Annotated in this window: 23 protein-coding genes; 6 read left to right on the forward strand and 17 right to left on the reverse strand. The window is 43.0% G+C overall.

What is annotated here, in order from left to right; all coding sequences use genetic code 11:
- Nucleotides 1-537: 537 nt before the first annotated feature.
- The gene (locus FXV77_RS09300; protein ID WP_148918937.1) at nt 538-1,758 is read left to right on the forward strand and encodes a GTP pyrophosphokinase; all 1,221 of its coding nucleotides are present in this window, start codon (nt 538-540) and stop codon (nt 1,756-1,758) included.
- 15 nt (nt 1,759-1,773) lie between these two features.
- On the opposite strand, the gene FXV77_RS09305 is transcribed toward FXV77_RS09300, so the two are convergent.
- The 6 genes from FXV77_RS09305 to FXV77_RS09320 form a co-directional block, all read right to left on the reverse strand.
- Nucleotides 1,774-2,844 carry a fatty acid desaturase family protein gene (locus tag FXV77_RS09305; RefSeq protein WP_148918938.1) on the reverse strand — a complete coding sequence of 357 codons (1,071 nt, stop codon included), beginning with the start codon at nt 2,842-2,844 and terminating at the stop codon, nt 1,774-1,776.
- Between the two features lie 48 nt (nt 2,845-2,892).
- The gene (locus FXV77_RS22510) at nt 2,893-3,015 is read right to left on the reverse strand and encodes a hypothetical protein (RefSeq protein ID WP_262713620.1); all 123 of its coding nucleotides are present in this window, start codon (nt 3,013-3,015) and stop codon (nt 2,893-2,895) included.
- A 280-nt stretch (nt 3,016-3,295) separates the two neighbouring features.
- Nucleotides 3,296-5,527, reverse strand: coding sequence for a glycosyltransferase (locus FXV77_RS09310; protein ID WP_148918939.1), 2,232 nt, complete (start codon nt 5,525-5,527; stop codon nt 3,296-3,298).
- 699 nt (nt 5,528-6,226) lie between these two features.
- Nucleotides 6,227-6,622, reverse strand: a complete 396-nt coding sequence (locus tag FXV77_RS09315) for a DUF4143 domain-containing protein (protein ID WP_187444077.1) — start codon at nt 6,620-6,622, stop codon at nt 6,227-6,229.
- Nucleotides 6,623-6,977: 355 nt separating this feature from the next.
- A complete protein-coding gene (locus FXV77_RS22085; RefSeq protein ID WP_187444078.1) occupies nt 6,978-7,133 on the reverse strand; it encodes a hypothetical protein in 156 nt (51 codons plus the stop codon).
- Nucleotides 7,134-7,438: 305 nt separating this feature from the next.
- Nucleotides 7,439-7,807, reverse strand: coding sequence for a winged helix-turn-helix transcriptional regulator (locus tag FXV77_RS09320; RefSeq protein WP_148918941.1), 369 nt, complete (start codon nt 7,805-7,807; stop codon nt 7,439-7,441).
- Nucleotides 7,808-7,877: 70 nt separating this feature from the next.
- Here FXV77_RS09320 and FXV77_RS09325 point away from each other — a divergent pair, with 70 nt between their 5' ends.
- Entirely contained in the window at nt 7,878-8,540 is a 663-nt protein-coding gene (locus tag FXV77_RS09325; protein WP_148918942.1) for an NAD(P)-dependent oxidoreductase, read from the forward strand.
- Between the two features lie 112 nt (nt 8,541-8,652).
- Here the strand turns inward: FXV77_RS09325 and FXV77_RS22090 are convergent, their stop codons facing one another.
- From FXV77_RS22090 to FXV77_RS09360, 8 genes are all read right to left on the reverse strand, one after another.
- The gene (locus FXV77_RS22090; protein WP_165293150.1) at nt 8,653-8,826 is read right to left on the reverse strand and encodes a hypothetical protein; all 174 of its coding nucleotides are present in this window, start codon (nt 8,824-8,826) and stop codon (nt 8,653-8,655) included.
- The gene (locus tag FXV77_RS09330; RefSeq protein ID WP_148918943.1) at nt 8,807-9,001 is read right to left on the reverse strand and encodes a hypothetical protein; all 195 of its coding nucleotides are present in this window, start codon (nt 8,999-9,001) and stop codon (nt 8,807-8,809) included. Before FXV77_RS09330 ends, FXV77_RS22090 begins: the two co-directional genes overlap by 20 nt.
- A 10-nt stretch (nt 9,002-9,011) precedes the next feature.
- Complete coding sequence (locus FXV77_RS09335) at nt 9,012-9,482, reverse strand: DUF5675 family protein (RefSeq protein WP_148918944.1); 471 nt, start codon at nt 9,480-9,482, stop codon at nt 9,012-9,014.
- A gap of 3 nt (nt 9,483-9,485) precedes the next feature.
- The gene (locus FXV77_RS09340) at nt 9,486-9,947 is read right to left on the reverse strand and encodes a fibronectin type III domain-containing protein (protein ID WP_394344142.1); all 462 of its coding nucleotides are present in this window, start codon (nt 9,945-9,947) and stop codon (nt 9,486-9,488) included.
- A 466-nt stretch (nt 9,948-10,413) separates the two neighbouring features.
- On the reverse strand, nt 10,414-10,818 hold the full coding sequence (locus tag FXV77_RS22695) for a hypothetical protein (protein WP_246162382.1): 405 nt from the start codon (nt 10,816-10,818) through the stop codon (nt 10,414-10,416).
- Nucleotides 10,769-11,095: a MerR family transcriptional regulator gene (locus tag FXV77_RS09350; RefSeq protein WP_148918946.1), complete on the reverse strand. Its 327-nt coding sequence runs from the start codon at nt 11,093-11,095 to the stop codon at nt 10,769-10,771. Before FXV77_RS09350 ends, FXV77_RS22695 begins: the two co-directional genes overlap by 50 nt.
- A gap of 19 nt (nt 11,096-11,114) precedes the next feature.
- Complete coding sequence (locus FXV77_RS09355; protein ID WP_148918947.1) at nt 11,115-11,897, reverse strand: LytR/AlgR family response regulator transcription factor; 783 nt, start codon at nt 11,895-11,897, stop codon at nt 11,115-11,117.
- A 20-nt stretch (nt 11,898-11,917) separates the two neighbouring features.
- Nucleotides 11,918-12,970 (reverse strand): sensor histidine kinase, encoded by a 1,053-nt coding sequence (locus tag FXV77_RS09360; RefSeq protein ID WP_148918948.1) that lies wholly within the window; start codon nt 12,968-12,970, stop codon nt 11,918-11,920.
- 348 nt (nt 12,971-13,318) lie between these two features.
- Between FXV77_RS09360 and FXV77_RS09365 the strand changes: the two genes are divergently transcribed.
- The 4 genes from FXV77_RS09365 to FXV77_RS09380 all read left to right on the forward strand — a co-directional run bounded on the left by FXV77_RS09365 (nt 13,319) and on the right by FXV77_RS09380 (nt 15,230).
- Nucleotides 13,319-13,846 carry a Crp/Fnr family transcriptional regulator gene (locus FXV77_RS09365; protein WP_148918949.1) on the forward strand — a complete coding sequence of 176 codons (528 nt, stop codon included), beginning with the start codon at nt 13,319-13,321 and terminating at the stop codon, nt 13,844-13,846.
- 107 nt (nt 13,847-13,953) lie between these two features.
- A complete protein-coding gene (locus FXV77_RS09370; RefSeq protein WP_148918950.1) occupies nt 13,954-14,172 on the forward strand; it encodes a hypothetical protein in 219 nt (72 codons plus the stop codon).
- Nucleotides 14,173-14,198: 26 nt separating this feature from the next.
- Nucleotides 14,199-14,690, forward strand: coding sequence for a MauE/DoxX family redox-associated membrane protein (locus FXV77_RS09375; RefSeq protein WP_148918951.1), 492 nt, complete (start codon nt 14,199-14,201; stop codon nt 14,688-14,690).
- A gap of 204 nt (nt 14,691-14,894) precedes the next feature.
- Nucleotides 14,895-15,230 (forward strand): hypothetical protein, encoded by a 336-nt coding sequence (locus FXV77_RS09380; RefSeq protein ID WP_148918952.1) that lies wholly within the window; start codon nt 14,895-14,897, stop codon nt 15,228-15,230.
- A gap of 65 nt (nt 15,231-15,295) precedes the next feature.
- On the opposite strand, the gene FXV77_RS09385 is transcribed toward FXV77_RS09380, so the two are convergent.
- The 3 genes from FXV77_RS09385 to FXV77_RS09395 are packed head-to-tail and all read right to left on the reverse strand — an operon-like array spanning nt 15,296 to nt 21,781.
- On the reverse strand, nt 15,296-16,648 hold the full coding sequence (locus FXV77_RS09385) for a RagB/SusD family nutrient uptake outer membrane protein (protein ID WP_148918953.1): 1,353 nt from the start codon (nt 16,646-16,648) through the stop codon (nt 15,296-15,298).
- 13 nt (nt 16,649-16,661) lie between these two features.
- On the reverse strand, nt 16,662-19,829 hold the full coding sequence (locus FXV77_RS09390) for a SusC/RagA family TonB-linked outer membrane protein (protein WP_148918954.1): 3,168 nt from the start codon (nt 19,827-19,829) through the stop codon (nt 16,662-16,664).
- On the reverse strand, nt 19,826-21,781 hold the full coding sequence (locus tag FXV77_RS09395; RefSeq protein WP_148918955.1) for a TlpA family protein disulfide reductase: 1,956 nt from the start codon (nt 21,779-21,781) through the stop codon (nt 19,826-19,828). Before FXV77_RS09395 ends, FXV77_RS09390 begins: the two co-directional genes overlap by 4 nt.
- Nucleotides 21,782-22,246 lie beyond the last annotated feature (465 nt).

Below are 22,246 nucleotides of genomic sequence, written 5' to 3' on the forward strand. Positions count from 1 at the left end.
TATTTGATCGTTATTTCGGGCATCAACAGCCTCTACTTTTTCATTATCTCTATTTCAACTTTGGATAAACACATCATTTTACAGTTTCCCAATGCACAAGCAAAGAAACTAACGGTCAACTATAGCGAGGAAGAACTACATGATTGCTACATTATCAAGTGTCAAGTTAAATGTGAACCACCCAAGCCCTCGTGGTTGCAACTTTCAAAATTTATTTTTACTTCCATAAAAACCGATGGGCTTTACAGCCTTTTGTTCGAAGAAAGGAAATACAACAAGAACCTTCAGACTTTGTTATTTATGGACGAAGTTTATACAACGATCATGCGGAAGTCGAATCATGGGGTAAAACGCTGATAGTAACGCAAAAAAAGATCTTCATAGAAAATGTAGCTCACTTTTATGCCCTCTAAAACTATTCTTCGCTGTACTTGTTCCTTTAAGCAAAAGGCTTAAAATTAAGCTTTGCCGTTATTGGCAGGCGCCGCTTATGTTTGCTGCGTCCTTGTATAGGTCACGACCCATGATGCGCCCACTATGAAACTGATCGATGATTTTATAAGATATTACGACCCTGACTATTACCAACGGCAATCGCAAGCTATCGCCGAGCAAATTGAAGATCAACTTTTTAGGAGGGGAATCAAAGCAATCGTTACCTTTAGGGCAAAAAAAAAAGACAGGCTAAGAGATAAACTGATCAAGCGAAACGCTGATAGACATTATTACTCTAAGGGGGATATCCTAGAAGATGTCGTTGACTTGGCGGGTGTACGTGTGTCCTTGTATTTTCCTTCGGAACGGAACATCATCGACGAAATAATCACCGATATATTCAACGTTGAAAAGAAAAAAATATTTCCAACGGAAGCGCATACCCCCAAACACGCGAAGCGATTTTCAGGTTATTGGGCGACCCACTATAGGATCAGGTTTTCTGGGGAAAACAGGGAAGAACAAAACAGGGACATCATCGCAGAAATCCAAGTTGCTTCGGTTTTAATGCATGCGTGGGCAGAAGTTGAACACGATCTGGTCTATAAACCCTATTCTGGCAATCTATCAAAGGAAGAGTTATCTATATTGGATGAGATAAATGGTATGGTATTGAGCGGGGAAATTGCCTTGGAAAGGTTGCAGTCTGCCATGGCGGAACGTACGAAACGGAAGAGTGACATTACCAACAAGTACGAGTTAACCAATTTCCTGGTCAGTGCATTTGACAAAGAGCATAAAAATAAAATCAAAATCGGCGACACCTCGCTGCTGAACAATTATTTGAGTACCATAAAAAAGCTAGACACTGATCAATTCATTGAGTTCATCAATGATATCGATGTCAGTTCTAAAGATTCGGCGACCGACCAGTTATTGAATATGCTATTGTTTCATTACCGGGTGGGTCTTAGGAGTTACTTTAAAAACCTTGGCATTGCCGACAGTAAAATATCCAGTTGCGAAGCATATATTTTGTGCTGGGTAAAGCTGGAGAACAATGTAGCGGGACTATATTTCCCTGAAGAAACAGAACGTAAGAAGAGGGCGTTCGATGTTCTTAAAGTAATACAACACCAGGGCCGTTTAACCAGGGGAGAAATGGCCGCACTCGAACGGTCGAGAAAACTACGTAACGATATCCTACACGGCGTTCGTATACCCACCAAAAAAAATCTGGAAAACAGTTTGTCAGAGCTTATGGATCTATCGCAGAAGGTTACAAGCAAGTTTCAGAGCTCTTCAGCACAGGCAAGCTCATAAGTAACCTTCGGACGCCTAGCTAACCGGCCCGGACATTTGCTTCAGCACGAGCACGTGTGATTTAAATGCCTGCCTGAAAGATTGAAATTCGAGATATTTCACCTGGAATTCGTCGCAGGTTTGTTGCACAATCTTATTGATAGCTGGATAATGAACATGGCTTATCTTTGGAAAAAGGTGATGCTCGACCTGAAAATTCAACCCACCCAGCAGCCAAGTAAGTATCCTGTTTTTCGTGGCAAAATTTGCCGTCGATTGGAGTTGATGGATCATCCATTCTTCTTCTACCTTATCGGCTTCAATGGTTTTAAATTCCGTTTCTGAAACAACATGTGCTAGCTGAAAAACGGTCGCTAAACAAACGCCGCACACCATTCCGGCAACCAGCAGACCTACCAATGTCGGTAACCACCCTATCACCATCACAGGCACGACAACGAATATTACTAAATGAAAGGCCTTACTTACCCAAAAAATAAATTTTTCCCTTAGCGGAAAAGGGAATTTATCGGAATCCCTACCGAGTCTCTGGCGGAAATACTTTTCATAATCCTGAAAGAAAATCCAGGCCAGATAGGACAGGCCATACAGCATAATAAAATAGAATTGCTGATATTTATGATGTTTACGTAGCTGCTGATCATGGTGGATACGCATGAATTTGATCTCGATATCGTGGTCCTCCCCGTCGATATTGGTGTAGGTATGGTGTGCGATATTGTGTTTCAGTTTCCAGAAATAAATATTGCCTCCTACCAGGTTCAAGGTATATGAAAGAAGGGTATTCACTTTCTTGCTGCGGGAGAACGAGTTATGTCCGGCATCGTGCATAATGTTAAATCCAATTGCTGCCAAATTTATTCCCAGGATTACACACAAGAGCGTGCCGACAGCCCAGTGTGGTTGCACGCCCACCAATAACGTATATATTATCGACAATGAAACCAAGAGAATAACAGCCTTCAGTATGATCCTCCAATCCCCCGTCCGTAGCTTCCCCTGCGCGCCGAAATACGTGTTGATCCGCATTTTAAGCGATTTTGAAAATAGTGTATTTACATTGTTAAATTTTGTTGTTGTTTTCATATGCTGTAATGTTATTAAAAAACGGTTGACGGCTATGCCGTCAACCTGTTATTTCTTTTTTTTACTGAAGACATTAACAACGGTGTCCTTGGACGGGCTGTCTTTTTCTTGTTGGTAGGAAGACTGTGTCTTCTCTTTTGTGCTTTTAGTCTTTTTTTGATCTTTGCTCATGATGTATATTTTTTAGTTTAGAACGTTATTATGTTAACTCGCCCGGCGTGCTTGCTCGACGATAGACATGAAGGCATCCAATCGGCGCCATGTTGCCTGTTTATTTAATCTAGAGATATTACGTGCTTTAAAGAGAAGGCTGCTTATCGGTAAACCAGCAAAATTTTCAGGATAAAACAGTATGTTTTATTTTCATATCGGACTCGCGAAAGGGATTTAAATTAATGCGAATCTTTATTTTTAAAGATACGAATAATAGTTGATATTCAAAGGATTAAAGCTAGAAAGTTTCGGAAGTCTTTTTCTTTTGAATGTATCCGTCCATAATTAATCTGGCCATTAAGTAACTAAGTGTCGATTCCGCCCCCTGATTGATATTGACAACCTTTTCTTCCAGACCGTCGAAGCACCCACCTGTAACCAGATTGTAGACGTGCTGCCTGATATGGTTCCTACCAAGGAACCACTCGAATGATGTGACCAGCATTTCCCGATATCGGTTATCGTGGTCTATCCGGTAAAAACGATCAAGCGCTATAATGGTGTATGCGACATCTATGGGCTGCTCCCCTCCTCTGCAATCATTTCGGGGTTTTCCTCGATGTGCCCACCCCTTGTTTGTAACAACATGTATTTCGTCATCTGCCATCACCTGGCCTAACAGAAACTCGAACGACTTATAGGCAATGACCTTATATTCCGGCTTTCCTGTAACTTCATAGGCACAGAGCATCGCCTCGGGAATGCAGCTGTTGCCATAGGTTAGGTAAGGCTCATACCAATGCCACCCGTCCCTGCTTTCGTGTCCGAACATCGCAGCCAGTCGAACGGCCAGTATATCCAGTTGGGCATGATAGCTCCGATCCGCTACACAGCTCAACCCTTTCATTATAAAAGCCATGGATCTTGTTGAGTAGTAGCGTAAAAAATTCACCGAGGCACGTTCCATCAGATCGCCGGCAACCTTGGTGAACGCTTCCGGCAGTAGCTGCGCCATCCCCAACAGCTCACCCAACGCCCAAATGGCGCGACCATTTGCATCTTCCAGATTTTCCTGTTCGTTCTGTTCGGTAAAACGCCCCTGCTTATCCACATAGTTTAGAAAGGTGCCATCTTCCTGCAGGCATCGGGCAATGAAATACAGATATGTTTGGATCAAGGCAAGGTCTTCATCTGCCTGATAGGATTTATAATGGTGCAGTATCGCTATTAGTGCTCGCGCGTTGTCATCGAGTGCGTAACCGCTTTCCAGGTCTGGCGAACTTATATCAGCAAACTGTACCATCCCGATGTCTGTCGTCATGCGGAGAACATGGTCAAGGTTAACCGGTGGCAGGGAATAAATAACCTTCCTCCCCCCTCCGATAAGATCTTCAAATAGTTCCATATGCGCTATGGCAACATTAGGCCACGAGGTGGCCACGGTTTTTTGTATATTGATATGCCGGATCCTGTCCAAGCGTACTGTGTCGTCCAGTATCTGATTGACTGCGCTGGCCAGTTGCAGGGGTGCGTTAAAATCTATTATAATCCCCATATCTTCCTTTAACACTTCACATACATGTGGTATCGGTGTCGACACGATCGGGCATCCAGAGCTCAATGCATAGGCAAATGTACCGCTTACGGCTTGTAATGGATCTTTGGATGTAAAAAGATAGACATCAGTCACCAAAAGGTACGAAAGTAGATCCTCCGTTGATAGAAAATGATTGACGAACCGTACATTCTCTGCAATCCCGTAGGTATCGACCAACTCTTCGAGTACGAGACGATACCGTTCGCCTTCGGACTGAAATAAGGTTGGATGTGTCACCCCTAAAATAAGAAAAATGACCTCTGGCGCCTTTTCTATAATTTTGGGCAACGCTTCCAGGGTTGTTTCAATGCTTTTGCCGGGACCTAGCAGACCGAAGGTGCTGAGGACCTTTCTTCCTTTAAGGTCAAATCGCTCGCGTATCTCATGCTTGTCCGTCGCCGGCGTCAGGTGCGTACCGTGCTGGATGACAATGACCTTATCGGGATTGATCTGATAGTCGCTAGTAAGAATATCCGCGGAATGGTAGGTCATTACGACGAGCTTAGCACACGCCTCCGCTATAGCGTTTACCTCCTTAAAGAGTTTTTTATCAGGACACGGCAATACAGTATGGAAGGTTACAATAACATGCTTTTCTATCTGGGAGAGCCATTCCTGAAATCTCTCGCTTTGGCCTCGGAAGAGTCCGAATTCATGCTGAATGAAGACAAGGTCAATTTTATCGGACCGGTTAAGATAGGCCAGCAAGATCCCGAAAGAGTCGTCATCGGATATATTGAGCACGTGATCACTCATGAAATCATATGAAAGCCTTTCATCGTCATTTTCTATTGGTATAGACACCTGGGAATAGGCATGTAGAAACTGATCAGAAATTGCCGTCATCAGATCTGTAGTATATGTTGCTATGCCACAGGCACGTGGCGGAAAAGTGGACAGGAATACTATTTCCCGTTTTGTTCTTGGTGTCATATATGTTTTTGAATAGATGTGAAATCTTCGCGCACCGACGTCTTTATCCCGCAAAGAACTGGCAGTTAGGACGTTGCATAAATAAGTAGGCAAAGAACATTAAGTACGGATAGTAAGTGCGGTTCCCTTGCACTGCATTGAACGGAGAGTGATCGTGGAGCACGTACCGTAACGATCGGAAACGCTCAACTTTTATGGAGACCACCATCTTTCGGAAATGGTGTTTGAATTTGCAAATTAATTAAATATCCAAAACATTACATTAACGTATATAAATGTACGACAAATAATTTAATTAAATATTATTTACAAGATTGTTACGTGTGGATGACATAAAAGCACTCCGGTTGTTAGTCGTTTCGGTTAAAAATTGTGGTGCCAGTAAGGAAATCAGTATCGTTAGTCTTTAAATATCGCACATAGAAATGCCCATCATTACTGATCGATTTCAAATCGAGCGAAGGAATTGGGGTTTGACAATGCAACAATTACATATTAAATTTGGAGATAGAATTAAGGCCTTCGGAAAATGGCCCAATGACCAACGAAAAAAAAGTCCCAGAATTACCGAAATGGACATGTTTTTAATAGTAAAAAATAGTTTCTTAGATTTATATTTTACCCCTCTCCTGCTTTCTCTACCTATATTGCAGTAAGCCTTGAAATTCGCTTTAATTCTTTATCGTCCATATTTTATCTTTACAATTCAAGCAACCAATTAAACACATTCAGATTTTTAACTCCATTCCGGTCTTGTGTAAATGAGTCTGTAGTTAGTAAATATTTCGGGTAGTTATCATTAATTTTCTCCAATGAGCCAAACTCACGTTCTACAGTCTTTTCATTAGACATTTCCCAAGCTACTTGATAATATTCAATATCGCCTGTGGGTGTTTTGCATACAAAGTCTACTTCTGCATTTCGGGCTGTACCTGTCCAGATTTTATTGCCTCTACGTAATAATTCAAGATAAACAATATTTTCTAAAATGTGTCCTCTGTCGGTGGTGCGTTCCTTACCAGTTAAGACATTCAGTAAACCTACATCGACTAAATAGTATTTTTCCTGAGTAGCTAATTGCTTCTTTCCTTTCAAATCAAAACGACAAATCTAAAATTCCGATAATGTGCTCATACAAACCATCTAAATCGTTGAGAAATTTACGCAGTTCAAAATTTTCAAAGTTTAGAAATACAATTTGACTTGCAGGAATCCCCATTTCCATCAAGGTTTGACAGATATTTAATAAATCATTAAAACTTTCATTGTTTACAAGTTTTAATGATTCTAAGACTTTTTTGATAATCATGAGCCATACATCCACTAGAATTTAAGAGTTATTAAAACTCGCAGAGAGCGTAAGTTTTAATAATTAATTCACATGCTCATCTACAGCATTACCGAACTCTTCACTTACGATTTTTGCATATACCTGTGTTTGCTGTATACATTACTCAATGGTCTCATCGCTTCCCTCCTTTCCTTCCATTTTTGGTTTGTCGGTATCCTCCTGTATCGCCTGTTCGATAACACCTAACCCTACCGCAATGTATCTCAGTACATTCAATGCCTTTGTCCGCAATTTTATGGGTGCCAGCAGTACCATTTGTACCGCGCGGCTTATTTTACTAACTATCTATCTCATTTTCTGATATTTAAAAGTTAATTTTGCACGAATTAAATTCATTTTGCATGAACTTAGTTCGTTCCGCATGAACTTAGTTCATGCATTTTTCTTAAATCACCTCGTGTTTTCCGCAAAGGCGGAAATCCGTGTCCAGAGCGGGATATGCGCTTTTCCCGAGCCGTCAGATTTCAAATTCATGACTTTTCTTGAAATATTTTTTGGTTTTTCCAACTAAAAGACACCCTGTTGTATAAAACATAGCGATAGCATTGGCGAGACGAAACTTATTTTGCCTTGATGAGTTCTCGGTGAGACATTCCCCACTGCAATAATTTTTCAGCAACAGGAACAAAAGACTTACCGTATTCCGTAATAGCATATTCTACCGTTATAGGTGCAGTAGTATGTACAATACGTTCGACAAGTTTATTCATTTCCAAATCCTTCAATTCTTTGGATAGCATTTTACCCGAAATGCCGGGAATTCCTCTGACAATCTCCATAAAGAAATTTTTTTCTTTCACTTTTATGGTCAGGTAAAGCAAAATCATCAGTTTCCACTTTCCGCCCCAAATTTCAATGCTATCTCTTAAAGCCAACATGGCTTCATTACATTGTTCAGCAGACACATTTCTTCTTGATTTAACCTTCATTATTTATAAGATTACAAAATTTCACTTAGTTACCAGTAGTTAATCCATGACAAATTTACACTAAAAATTCATGACCTTTAAAAAAACAAATAAAATGACAATTACAATTTTTGGAGCCACAGGGCGCATGCAACATCTACTCGTGCAACAAGCTCTTGACACAGGACACAAGGTAATCGGCTATGCACGGACACCTTCGAAAATGACTATTCAACACCCTAACTTAACCCTTATAAAAGGCACCATGCTTGATAAAACAGCAATAGAAGCGGCCATAGAAGGCAGTGATGTGGTCATAGAGACAGTAGGCTGTGTAAGCGAAGGGACAAAACTCATCATTCAAGCTATGAAAAAATTTAAGGTAAAACGCCTCGTTGTGGTTTCCACTTCAAATGCAAAAGACAGCAAAGACCTGCCTGATAAAAAATTTGCGCTACTCCTAGGTATGACAAGAGGCGTATTGAAACTCTTGGGATTATTCAACCGCCAGTACCGCAACGCCGTTTCAGAACTTCGTAAGATCGCCGAAATTGTTCGAAATTCGGATTTGGATTGGACGCTCGTCAGAGTTGCAGGTTTAAATAATAAGGCCCGGTCTAACCATGTCAAGTCAGGATATTTAGGTCAGGGCAGGCTTAGTTTTACTACTTCTCGCGCAGATATGGCCGACTTTCTGCTACAACAGGTCACAGACAGCACATACATCAAACAGGCCCCTGCTATTAGTAGCTAAACTCGTACAGGTGATCGAAGCCTATGTCCATACCCGTGCGTTATGGTTTTTCCATAAAACCACCCGTAGCATACGCTACAGGTGGTTTCGTTATGGAGCAATAAAACGTAGATTAACGTCGTCTCCTCCTACCCTGCAGCAAACGGCTGGTTAAGTAACTGACCGCCGCACCCACCACGGCCATCAAAGCCGTATGTGCAAGGTTACTCCAGTCGAAGCTGTTCCAAACCGAGCAGATCGTACCGCCGAGGGTACCCAGTTGCACATTACTCAGCGGCCTCATCATTTCCCTCCTTTCCTTCCGTTTTTGGCTCAGTATCCTCATCCTGTATCACCTGTTCGATAATACCTAACCCTACAGCAACGTATTTCAATACATTCAATGCCTTCGCTGGCAATTTTATCGGTGCCAGCAGTACCACCTGTACCGCTTGGCTTATTTTTCTTATTATCTGTCTCATTTTATGCTATTTATAAGTTCATTCTGCGTGAACTCAGTTCGTGAATTTTTACAAACACATCTCCTTTTTCCATCATCGCTGCAAGCCGCTTGTAGAGCGGGATGTAGGCCTTTCTCGATTGTCGGATTTCAAATTCATGCATTTTCTTGAAATATTTCTTTGTTTTTCCAACTAAAAGACACCCCGCCGTGTCGGAGAAATTATTGCCCATGTGGATATAGATGTAGGAGAAGTTCGGCACATCCATCAGCTGTATCATCCCTTTATGAAAATCGGGAAATAACCGGTGATACCGCGCGTGCATACCACCATAGCGTCGGAATGCCAATTTGTAGCGACCGGCCGGAATGGCGGTACTCCCTTTGATCTTCTCATCCCGGACCGAATCCTCCAACACATAGCAAATCTGCTCCCCGTCGATGTAGAGAACAGACAGGGTACTGTTTTTCCCCTGCCTGCTGCGTTTTACGTGAATTTCCACTGGCTAACGCACAACGTGTGTGACCATTTCCGACCAGTCCGAGCGCCCGTAACCATTTACCGCACGCACGCGCACACCGTAGCGTTGATAGGGTGTCAAAGGCGCAACAACGTTCTGTCTCGATGAAGACGTGGTATACGATTCACTCCACTCATCCGGCATGCCATGTGCGTCGATCTGGCACAATTGGTATTCGTACAATTTGGCTGACTGGTTTTTGTCGAAATCCAATCGCATCTGTCCCTGCTGCCGTCCGTCAATTAACGTAATCCCTGTCACCGGCAACGGCACATCGTCCTTCTGCGGTAAGCTGGATACCGCAAACCCTGAACTCAATAATTTCGGCAGATCGCCATCGGCGGTTTGCGTCACATAGAATGCCAAACGCTTCAACATTTGCTCTGTCGCTTTCCTAGCCTGGTTCTTCGCGGCCGTATCCTCCGGACTACCACGCCGCTTCGCCATCGAGAGCTTTTGTTCATAATCGTTTAAAACTTCCGTCACCGTTTCCAAAGACGGTTCCGGCGTTTCAAAGTTGGCATTGCCCGTCATGGCGAGCAGCACCGTTTTTCCTTTGACCAATACGGTTTCATCGCTGTCCTTGGTGAAACCGCCCAATGCTTGTTGTTTTATGTTCATCACATAGTTGTTTTAACAGTAGGGTCCATTCCCTCGCTGTGGCAACAAAAGTGGTCTGGGTAGGAAGATTTTAACGGAAAACGACGACAGAAGGGTACATTTGGGCACAAATGGGCACTAACAACGACGACAATGGCGTCAGCAACCCGCACGGAAGTATCGCTTCGGCGGACGGAAGTGTTCTGTCGATGGGCAGGAGAGTAACGTCGTCGTCCGCCGAAATCTTTTCGTTGCCCAACCTGATGAAACTTCCGGCCATCTTTTTCGCGTCGGCGTATGGATAAACAAATCCCTAGCCCAAGGCAAACGTATTGTCGTATGCCGAAATCACTTTGCTGCACAGGAGTTTATTTTCGTTGGGCAAGGCAATCACGTAGAAAGACGGAAGATTGGTCCTGGAGGGCAACAGTATCACCTCGGCACACGGCATATTGGCTTCCCTGCATGGAGATATGAACAAGAAGCCCATCTTCATCGTGCCGGCGTGTGCCAAAGTCCGTTTCCCGTACAAAACAGCCGCATCCTTGACCGGCAACTTGTTCAAGTCATACGCCGTCAAGACGTCGGCGTACGGAAAAACAAAGGGGAAGCACGATGATCTATGTACCTCCCCTTGCGTGATTAAAGCGTATGACGCTGGTTGCTCATCAACGCTTGCCTTTGCGTTTGCTTTCCTCGAAAGCGCGTCCCAGATCATCTTCGGTATAGAAATGGCGGGTGCCCATTATACGCGGCACCAAGATACCACGGTCTACCCAGCGGGTATAGGTACTGTCTTTGATATTCAGCTTGCCCATCACTTCTTTTCGGGTTAATAGTAAGTGCATTTCGTGCGGTTTCGGAGCCGCCGTGCAGTTTTGTGGTAACTCCACATCAATATGCAGTGCTTTCAAGATGGCTAGTAGGATGGCACATTGTACGCACTTCCCTGCTGGTCGCTGACAGTTCCCGTTCTTTAATTCGTTGTTCTTCATATCTATCGTTTATCGGTTTCTATAATAAGTTACTATCCACAAAAGCGTAGAAGTCCGTATAGGTTTTGCGGGAACCCGCAGGTATCGTTTCATTCGCAGATTGATCACTATCTTCTGTGCTATTGTTTTTTTTAGCTTTTGGAAGCGTTAACGATATAGTTCCTCCTGCTATCCCTTTATAAAAATTGACATTCACTATCACGCTGCTGGCACACTCCAAAAACCATTTGGAGGGTAGCAATTCTTTTACCTGTTTGTAGGTCGCATTCGTTTCCAATACACGCGCATCCGACAGGTGGAGGCAAAGTTTTCCGTTTTGCATATTCACATAGGCTAGGTTTTTCAGCCATACCATTTGACGTTGGAGTCTTACGGGTCCCTTAACCTGAAAATACTCGTAATAATTCTCCAGAGCATCCTCTGCCATCGGGATCAAATTCCTCAGCTCCCGGTCTATACGCCGCAGTGCACCCAACAACCGACTTTGGCTGACAGGCTTTAACAATACATCCACGAAATCACGGTCGTACCCCTCGTCTTCATATTTTTCATGTCCCGTATACAAAATGGTCGGTATCTTTGGGTTAGATAGACCGGTCAGGAAGCGAAAAGCATTCGTTCCTTCCAGCTCTACATCCAGGATCAAAAAATCGACCTTGTTTACATGTAAAAAGCGCTTTGCTTTTTGTTCGTCCACAAACGTCGCAACGATTTCAACGTAAGCCACGTCCCTCAGCATGTCCAGCAGATATTCAATAGCTGATTGCTGATCGTCTATAATGACGCCAATCCATTTTCTCATATAATAGCTGTTTTTAAGAATTAAAAATTAATGTTTAGTATTACTTTGTATGTTGTTTCCGTTTCTTCTATCTTCAGATCGGCCCGCTCCCCATAAACAATGGCTAAACGTCGTTTCAAGTTATGGAGTCCATACCCGTGCGCTGCTACCGCTGTCTTGCTTCGCTTTTTTTTGTTCTCTACCGTAATCAGCAAGTAGTCTTCTTCTATGCTGATAACGGCTGCCAGCGGATAAAGCGGACGGCTCAAGTCACCATGCTTGAACGCATTCTTTACCAACGTCAATAAGGTTGTCGGGGGGATGGTATGGCCTAAGAGATTACCCTGCCGGACAATATGCACATGACATTTATTATTTCTTGCTTTATCCTCTATGGAGATAAAGCGGTTTACTGCTTTCATTTCGTCATGTAGCAGGACTGTCATCGCTCCATCTTTCTCATGTGCTTTCATATAGAACTTCATCAGCTCATACGTTTCCATCATCTGGTCGGCAATTTCCGGAGTACTTTTACGCAGTTGCTGGCTCCAGTTATGAAAAACATTCGTTAACAGGTGTGGCGAAACTTGGCTTGCTAAGGCCGCGAACTCATATTGCCGCCGCTCTTCTTCCATCTCGATACGGCGTTCCGCTTCCGCTAACTTCTCCTTAACGGTCCGCAGCTTACTTCGGTGCAGATAATATACTATCGCCCAGATCGTAAAATTTATGTGCATTACACGGAGTGAAATAAAAAAATCCCCCCAGGAGAACAGTTTCCCCTCCAATTGCAGCCGTTGATAGGTACCACTAGGATCCAATCCTCCGTACATAACCCAATAAACCCCGATAATTGACAGCGTATAGAAAACAAGCAATGACAAAGCGCCCATCAGATACTTTCCATGCCTAAAGAAAGTTTCCAATATATAATAGACGGTATAGAACACCAAAGCAAAATACGGTACGGTCAACAAAGTGATAGCTATAGACAAATTATCGTTTCCCGCTCGATTGATTATATAAAAATAGAGCGTATATGCTATCCAAAAAAAGACATGTCTGGTCACGTTAGTATTTATAAATTTCCGCATAAGTATGATAGGTTTATCTATTTCAAGTAGAAAAATATAAGGAATTCCAGCCAAAGACCCAAATTCCCGTCCTTATTCTGTTGTAATCTACCCTGTGCAGAGGCTTCTCATCATGAAGCCACCGACCGATGGATTACAAAGATTAGCTGAAAGTAAGCCTGATGCAAATAAGACCGTCGATTATAAGGTTTCCCTACACACGTTTACCAGTTTGATCCTGAAAAGGTAGGCAAAACGCATTTCAGACTATTCAAACCCACAGAATGCCGGTACTTACCGAATCCTTTTACATAAAGCCCTATTTTTAAAGTAGCGGATCAACAGGACAATCACCAAAAAACGATCATTATGAAAAGAGAAAAAATCCTACTTACCGATTACCTAGACAGCATATTCCCTCTCTGGGAAAAGGAAGTTCCAAAGTTTATGGACTACATCGAAGAAATAAAACTGGAAACAGACGAGCCGCTGCCCAGCCAGCGGGGCGACATCTATTTTGTTTCGAGCGGTGCTATCGCCAAATACCACAAAAAAATACCCAAGCGCTACATTACACCGGGTGAGCTCATCATGATCAAGTTCGACAGCAAACCACTGTTTTTCCGCGCTTTGGAAGATAGTTGCATCCTATTGATTCAACGACGTGACCTCTATCAGCTTGCAAATAACTATCCCGTGACGATCCAATTATACGATCAATTACTGGCTAGACAGGAGCAAGCTGCTGATTTCAGAGAGTTGGTGCTAGAAATGCCCAAAGCAGAAAGATTGGAGATGTTCCGCAGTAAATTCAGCACCATCATCCCACTCATCAATCGAACGGAATTGGCATCCTACCTTGGCGTGAGCCGTGAATATCTCCGAAGGCTGTTTTAGCGAACACCAACTGTTGCCTCGATATTGGCTAGCGATGGCAACAACTTAGCAATAATAACCGTACAGCGGCATCTAACTTTGGATTATACAATAACAAATAAAGGCAGATGATGAAAACGGCGACATACATAAGGACTCTGGACGGCCATTTCCGAAATGGCCTGCTCATACTAGTCATGATGCTAGGTGTAATATTTTATTCCGATTTCCTCATGGATGTCTATAAACCATGTCTGGATGATATGAAGATAGAAGAAACGTTTGATCTGCTGAAGATCGAGACGCGGCACCCGGATTCGGTGTTAAATAGAAAAGTATACGCTTGATTGATGAACAAAAGATAAACCTTAAGATGAAGACAATAACGCCACATATTACCACACATTTTAACCGGCATTTAACCATCTATTTAGATACCCTTGCCATACTCTGTTCGGCTATACTGATCTATCTGTTTGCACAAACGGGGCTGAACAAAGTTTTATACCATACAGTATTTAGTATACAGATGAACAAACAGCCACTACCGATATGGTCAAAACCTATTTTGGTATACGCACTACCGACGATCGAATTATCAACGGTACTTCTGCTCTGTAGCACGAGAACACGTGTTTGGGGATTGTTAATTGCTTCTGCCCTGATGTTTGCCTACACTATATATGCTTATTTGGCTTATCGCGAGGTATATGGATATGTGATCTGTGCCTGCGGGAAAGTATTTGAAAACATGGGTTGGCGGGAGCATTTTTATTTCAACGCCAAGCATAATTTAGTAGCATTAGCGGGATTCTATTTCGCCTATAAAAGCAAAACATTAAAATCAACAAAAAAGAAAGAATAAGAAAAAACTATGCATAGTAGCTTTCGACGGAAAGCCAACAAACGGTCTGACGATCGGGAGGCAAAGGCAGAACCTTTTGGGATTGCGACAATTCAGATATCGATATCCACAAGGAAAAAACTTTAGATCAGGCAAGTTGCCGAAACGTTCCGCCCCGCTTTACCATCCCTGACCAACCATTTTAACACAATTAAATTTAAAAAGATGAAAAAGCTCATTAAACTCGTGCCCATGCTGGCACTACTATTAGGACTCGGTGTTTACACCGTAAACGCAAAAATGAAAGCGCTTCAAGCGGAAAAGGTTCAGACGGAAGAAGATTGGGTATTAAAAAATCATGATGACGACCCAACCGACGCGTCAAACTATGAACGCTACAACGGTGATATCTCTCAAGCCTGTGGTGGCGAAAGCGAAGTTTGTGGTATAAAGGCACCGGAAGACGGAACGACCGACATGCCGGACATATCTCCTGAACTGTTGGCAGAAATTAATGCTGGTAGTGAGACCGAACGTGTTTTCCTACAACCCCTACCGTAAAATGTCACATACGGTTTGTTAGTAGAATGAGAGGGAACTGCAGTCTTGCAATTCCCTCTTTTTCATTATCGGTCATTTTGAATTAACCCTCCCAATTGAATTACATCTCTTGGAATCAGATAAACGAAACGATTGTCGCCAGCAGGTAAGTCGTAGAAATTTCCCTCCACCTTTCTCCTTAAGCTGATCTCCGCATCATACTGTTCATTCAATCTTTTTATATCGCCCCATCGTATACCTGCTCGAAAAGCCAGCTCTTTTTTCCTCTCCTCTAATACAAACGATATCAGGTCTTGCTGTGGGAGGTCGATATTTGGTATCTGATCCATGGTGTAGCGATGCTCTAAAAACGTCTTTAAATACTCACGTGCCTGTTCTAACAACCCTAGCCTTGATGCAGATTCCGCTTTGATCAAAAATATCTCGCTCACCGATATACCACTAAAAATCAAGCTGTTATTAATCCCCGAATAATTTCCCTTAAAAGCATATCCGCCATCATCCATTTTCTTGTAAAGAACCCGCTTTCTAAGGTCCGAATCGAGATAGCTGGTATACAATACACTATCGACCCTAACATTTGCATCACTAAAAAGGTTATTATTTGCAATCATCGTATTATGCAAAATAACTTCGTCATTAAACTGGCTAAATGGGATTATTGCAGCGGTATCAATTCCAGCATAATCGATTAAGCTACTGTTTATCTGCAAGCAAGAGTCTGCGTATAGGTTTGCCAGCTGATTGTCTCCCATATATAAATATGTCCGCGCTAGCGCACCATAAGCGGCACCACGGGATGGACGAGTCGGTTTGACCGCAACGTGAGGCAGCAAGGATACAGCCGCTTTCAGATCATCCGTAATTCTTAAAAATGTTTCTTTTAAGGTAGCTCTTTGAAAATTGATATTGATATCGGCCGTTGTTCTGAGTGGCAAGCCCAACCTATTATCGGCCGTTTTTTCATCAACGGCAGGTGCATAGATTATCGCTAATGCTAAGAGAGACCATCCTCTCAGAAAATAGGCAGTTCCCTTTACTCTATCTCGGTCCATTTCGTTCAAACCGTTCAATTTCGCGTTATCTATTTCTTCAATGACCAAATTTGCATTAAATATTTTTTTGTAACCATCAATCCAATCGGCATCATAACTCTCCGTTCCTGTAAATAGATACCCGTCCTGAATTCTGGCTGGCAGTGCCTGTAACCTCGTATCGTTCACGTAGTGGTAGTCAGCCCCCACATCGCCTGCCATCGGGTAATTGACTACCGAGTTTAATTCAAAGTCCATAATAGCCTGTAGGTCTTTAACGCTTGACGGTATAGCGAGCGACATATCCGATTTCTTATCCAAATAATGCTCACAGCTTGTGAAACACCATACTAATATTCCTGCTAATGTGATAATTTTTTTCATTTGTATTCCTTTCCTAAAATATCATGTTAATCCCCACAGATAAGTGGAGTGGCAATCTCATACTGATGCTATTCGGATCGACAGGTGTCTTCGTATGTTTCCATAGGATGCCCAGATTCCTTGCGTAAGCCTGCAGCACCAGTCGGCTAAACATCCCCCTCTTTGGAGACAGCGCATAACTAAGATTTACGTCGTGCAGCGTGATGTTATCCCCTTTTTCGACTAAAATATCGGCATAAGCATATATCTGATCCCGCCTGGAGTCATTCGGATAGACAAAGGATGGTATATTCGTTGATTGCTCGTCCCCTGCTTGTTGCCATCGATCATAAAAATCAGCATGGGCAGCCTCACCACCAATCATCGTTGCATAGTTTATCGACTCCCTCCTGAAGAAATACCCAAACCGATAGCCTATTAACGCAGACAAACTCCAAGAGCCATAAGAAAAGCTATTTCTCACGGTTCCGTAATGCTCCGGAATAGCAGACCCATGGAACACCAAATCAGAAAGCGAAACTTTGTTCCGCAGATCTACATAATTCGAATAAGCTTCACCATCTACGCTGAATTGTGGATCACCATTTTCCGGTGTCAGCCCCATAAACCGGTAACTAACCAAATTGTAAGCCGAATGCCCCTCAATAGGAATCAAGCTACTCCCTTGGCTAACTAAGCTATAGGGCAACGGCGTATCGTACAGATATTCTTTAACCGTACTTTTATTAAAAGAATACATCCAATGCGTATCCCAATTTAATTTACCCGATAGATTTGACGTCGTTATCTGCGCTTCCCAACCGTGTGTCTCCATCGTCGCGCTATTTTTATTTATAATCGCAAAACCCAAGGTCGGATCGGCATTGACAATCGCTAAAAGATCTGTTGACAGTTTATTGAAGTATTCTATCGATCCACGAACGCGGTTATTTTTAGTACCAAACTCTATTGCGCCATTAATCTGCCTAACATTCTCCCAGCGCAGATCGGCATTAGGAGGACTATTGACATATGCATTTATAAATTGTCCTGTCCTCGTAACAGATGAGCCATACGTAATTGTCGTTTGCGCTGGTACGCTGTTGTTAACGTTTCCACTATGTCCATACGTGAGACGCACCGCTAATCGTGGTAGGGCATCCCATTTGTAAAAACTCTCCTTATCGATGTTCCAAAGCCCACCAACGGACCACAACGGTTTCCACTTGTTATTCGTGTTCACCCCGAAAAGATTGGATGCGTCACGACGGGCGGAAAAGGAAAAAGTATATTTCCTTTCCCAAGCATAAGCACCATTTAGATATATAGAAACAAACCGGTCATTTAACTTTCTGTCCGCATGGAGGTAGGGTATTGTTCCTGATCCCAATCCCCCATAATAATCATATCTAGTTGTGTAATCTACAGGTTGCATAATCAGTGTCTCGGCGTCGTAACCATACCAGCGTATGTTACCAGCTGCCGTTACGTTCTCACGGACCTCTCCCCCTGCCAGTACATTTAATTCACTATGGATGAAACTTTTCTGATAAGTCAATTGCCCCCGGATGGCGTGTGATCTCCTTTCGGAGTTCGCGCGATCTAATATCGAGCCAAGCGGTATGGCACGTTCAACGGTATTACCATTCATCTGACTGTATTTGTTGATCAGATCGCGCACAAAAAAACTCTGCTCATCCTGCAAATGATCATTTACAGTATTTGAATACTGATATTGATATCGAAATTCGGAATTCAGCCCTGCCAATAACTCATATTTTGCTCCTAAGTTCATCGTCAACGCTTTAGCACGCGTATGGTTATTGTTCAAGTCGCGGTCTGCCAAAGGGACGTAGGTCCAATCCAATAGCTGCCCCCCGCCAACGGTGTCCACAAAACCTGTTCGATAATTCTGGACAAGACGAGCCGGATTTCCGTTGTCGTCGACCAGTCGAGCATACGGATAAAGCGTGCCGGAGACGCCCGGTCTCACCGAAGCTAAACCATTATTGTTCGTAGTCGTAGCTGTATAGAGCATGCCGGCCTCAATAGAAAGCTTCTCCAAAGGTTTCCAGTTTTGCGATGCTCTCATCGTCAAACGATTGCTTCCATTACCAACAACTTGATCTCGCATGTTGTCATAACCCAACGAAATTAACGTAGATGCCTTCGCACTACCGCCAGAAAGCTGAACGACGTATTGCTGGTTGACAGCCTTCTGTCTTAAATATTTGGATATATCTCGACGGATATCACCATCCTTTAGCTTCTCCAATTCCGCCAATAGCACTTCCTCCGTAATATCTCCCTCACGAAAATTATTCAGGAGTTCCACCGCCGGACTTACAATCGGCCATGTCCGGCGGTTATTAAGGGCTGCGTCATAATTTCCTCTTTCAAAAAGGAAACGCTCTGTTTCGATATAGGTCTCGTTGCTTACCTGCTGCCTATAAAATGCATCTTCTTTATCAATTATAGAAAGGTTACTTTTTGCCGTCAGCTGGAAAGGGGAATCAGTCCTGCCTTTCTTTAATGTAATGACGATCACACCATTTCCTGCCCTTGCACCCCAAATCGATGAAGCCGCAGCATCCTTTAAGACGGTAATATTATCGACGTCATTCGGATTGATATCGTTTATATCGCCTTCATACGGGAAATTATCCACAACGACCAACGGGGCTTTCATATTATTCGTGATCGTACTGAGCCCGCGGACGCTGAAGTTTCCCTCGGCTCCGTTTCTTTTGTCAAAAAGTATTGCGGGACTCAATCCTTCCAGTTTACTGATAATATCGGGTGCAATCTGCCGCTCCAACAAGCTATTTTCTATATAGTCAAAAGATCCCGTAGCGCGTTCTTTTGACATCGTTTCATATCCTGTTGAAACGAGGACTTCCTCCAACTCTTGTGAAGTCTCGTACAGCCAGACATGACCAGCTTTTAATTCAATCTGTTCAAAACTTAATGTGTCCCTACCATAACCGATTAAATAAAAAACGAAACAATCCGCGCCGTTGTCCAATTGATATACTCCTTCCGAATCTGTCCGACCAACATACCGACCGCCGCAATCCGATATCGATACTCCCGAAAGAACATCCTTGGAATTGCCATCCCGTACAACCAGCCTTATAGACTGTGCATACGATTCTGACAGACATCCTAGATATAAACCTATCAGCAATAAAATTGGCCTCATAAATCTCCTCCCTCTTTCTTAAGATAGACATATCCGCTCGGTGTCAATTCCAATTGTGTAGAAGGGCTTCGATAGTTTGATTCTTTGAGTACGAACATCACCTGTTCTCGTTCTTGCTTTTCTATTTTTATTCCCTGTAGAAGTAAAGCTTTCTGAAGTTCACCAAAATCGGATAGATCATCTACGATATCAAGGTCTATATTTTTACGTATGCCCGTCTCATCGATTACGAATGGCGTTTTTCCATCAGCTAGTTTGTTGAGCATATACACCAGCTGCGTGATTGGATAATTCTGCAGATAAGACGATGATCGATTACGAGAAGGCTGGTCTAATACTTCATACCCTCCATTAAGAACTGTTACACCTTTTCTCACGAGTTTTCGCTGGAGACCATCCTCTGCGTAAGGGATTCTAGACGTATCAGATACCGTCAGCACCAGACACGGAACTTTGATTTTCTTTAAACCTGCTTGTAAACCAAATTTGAATTCTAGATCATTTTTCATTTTCCTTTTCGCCTCAGTGACCGTCGTTTTGAAGGGCATGACCGACTCATACGTGAACATTACCTTCTCGAGAGGATATTCATCATTATTCTGGTCATAAAGTGCCGGATCTGCTACTTCAAAAATCCGTCGTGAAGGTAGAAGATGGATACCTGTGTGTTTTACGTTTTCATCTTCAACAAAAACGGCATGCCCAAATAGCTTAATAAGCCGTGTATTTAGTGAATAATAATGAGCATGGCGTTTTGCACTATCTGTCCTGAAGGACGTGGTAAATGGCATAGCTGCATTGTAGGGCAAAAAAGCACTATAATAGATACCGTCTGTACCTGCACCATCGCTCAATAAAGGAGAATCTATGGTTTGCATCCGTTGACGGACTGGCTCCGCATTTCCATCTGCTATCATTTCTTCCAAGTTCTCCACGTTCAATGCCGACGGCACGGAAATAGCTCTAACTCTTCCTCTTGTATCTAAAACGACGACATGGGGTATGCTTTTGCTCGGGAAGTAGGCATCTAATACCTTACCGTCTACGATAGAACTAAAACTACTTTTTATAGCGGTGATAGTTGGAGAAACACTTTTATTTAAGAAATTAAGAATCGTATTATGATCTTGAAAGGTAATGGGCAGCAACTTTGCCTGTTTCCCCATCTTGGTCTCTAGCTCGTGCATATAAGGCATACTTGCCAAACAGCTCGCGCACCACGTAGCCCAGAAATCGAGTATGATCAGCTTCTTATCCCGATAATCCCTTAGCTTAATGGTATCTTCTCCCGTTGAATGGCTTACCAGCTGCAAAGGCATATCCCACACCTCCTCTGGTATGGTATCCCCAATCTGTAAAGGCTTGATTTCGGTTTGCCCTTCGGCAGTCCGCGTTTCCACGGACTGCGCCAAGGCTGTTGATAGATTAAACAACATGAAACAAATCAATGCCAATACACAGGGCATTGATTTGCTCCTCCTTGTTGTCAACGAAAATATACGTTTGGAAAAACGATATTTATTGAGAAAGCATAAATATAGCGAAAAATAAGTAACTAGTAAATTATTTTGCCGTCTACCCCAAAAAAACAACCTGTTTCTTCGGGTGCTGTTCGGACATCCTTCGGACGCGCTTCGAGTCCGCTTCGGGAGTGGTTCGGGACAACTTCGGTAATCCTTCGGGTTTGCTTCGGTTGTTCTTCGGGTGGCACCCGAACAGCAGTCGAACACTTCCCGAACAGCACCCGAACCAGTGTCGAACAAATCTCGAGGATATTCCGAAGTAACGTCGACCACCTCTCGAACGGTTGCCGAAGGCAAGCCATGGTCGTCCTCTCCTACTGGATGGGCCAGAATTTTGGATAATCGAGGTGGTTTTTCTTTCCGGAAACTGACTTCTCGTTCGCGTTGGCTAAAGGCCAGTCCTCTCCCACCCTTGTAAAAATTGTTCATTTTTTTAAGGTTTTAAGAGTGTGGCCTAGAGCTGTTGGCTGAATGGGATTCTTTCCTATTTCTCCTTTGTGCCTAAGCTGATCTTAAGCCACACAGTTAGTTAAATTTTTGAAAAGTGAATGCAGACGAAGCGGTTTGGACATTGGTTTTATGATTCGGTTCTCCGTTGCCGCATTCTTTAGGAAAGCCAAAAATGGCTATTCTACCGCCGAATTAATCGGGCGGAGAAATTAGGTTCTTGTAGAGTTGCCTGTAAATGAGAAAAGCACGAAAAGCATTACAATTTCGTAATGTTATTTCGTACTTTTCTTCTTTAATCAAATTCTCCATAGTTCGTTATATTTCAACGAACCCGAAAGATTAAAGATGGATTGACTCCCTGCTCATCTTTCTGTAACGAAGGCCCTGGCAGAACCCCTAATCTCGTCTGAGGTCGATTTCGATACGCAACACAGTTGATTAAGC

The organism is Sphingobacterium phlebotomi, from assembly GCF_008180195.1.
Classification (GTDB): Bacteria; Bacteroidota; Bacteroidia; order Sphingobacteriales; family Sphingobacteriaceae; genus Sphingobacterium; species Sphingobacterium phlebotomi.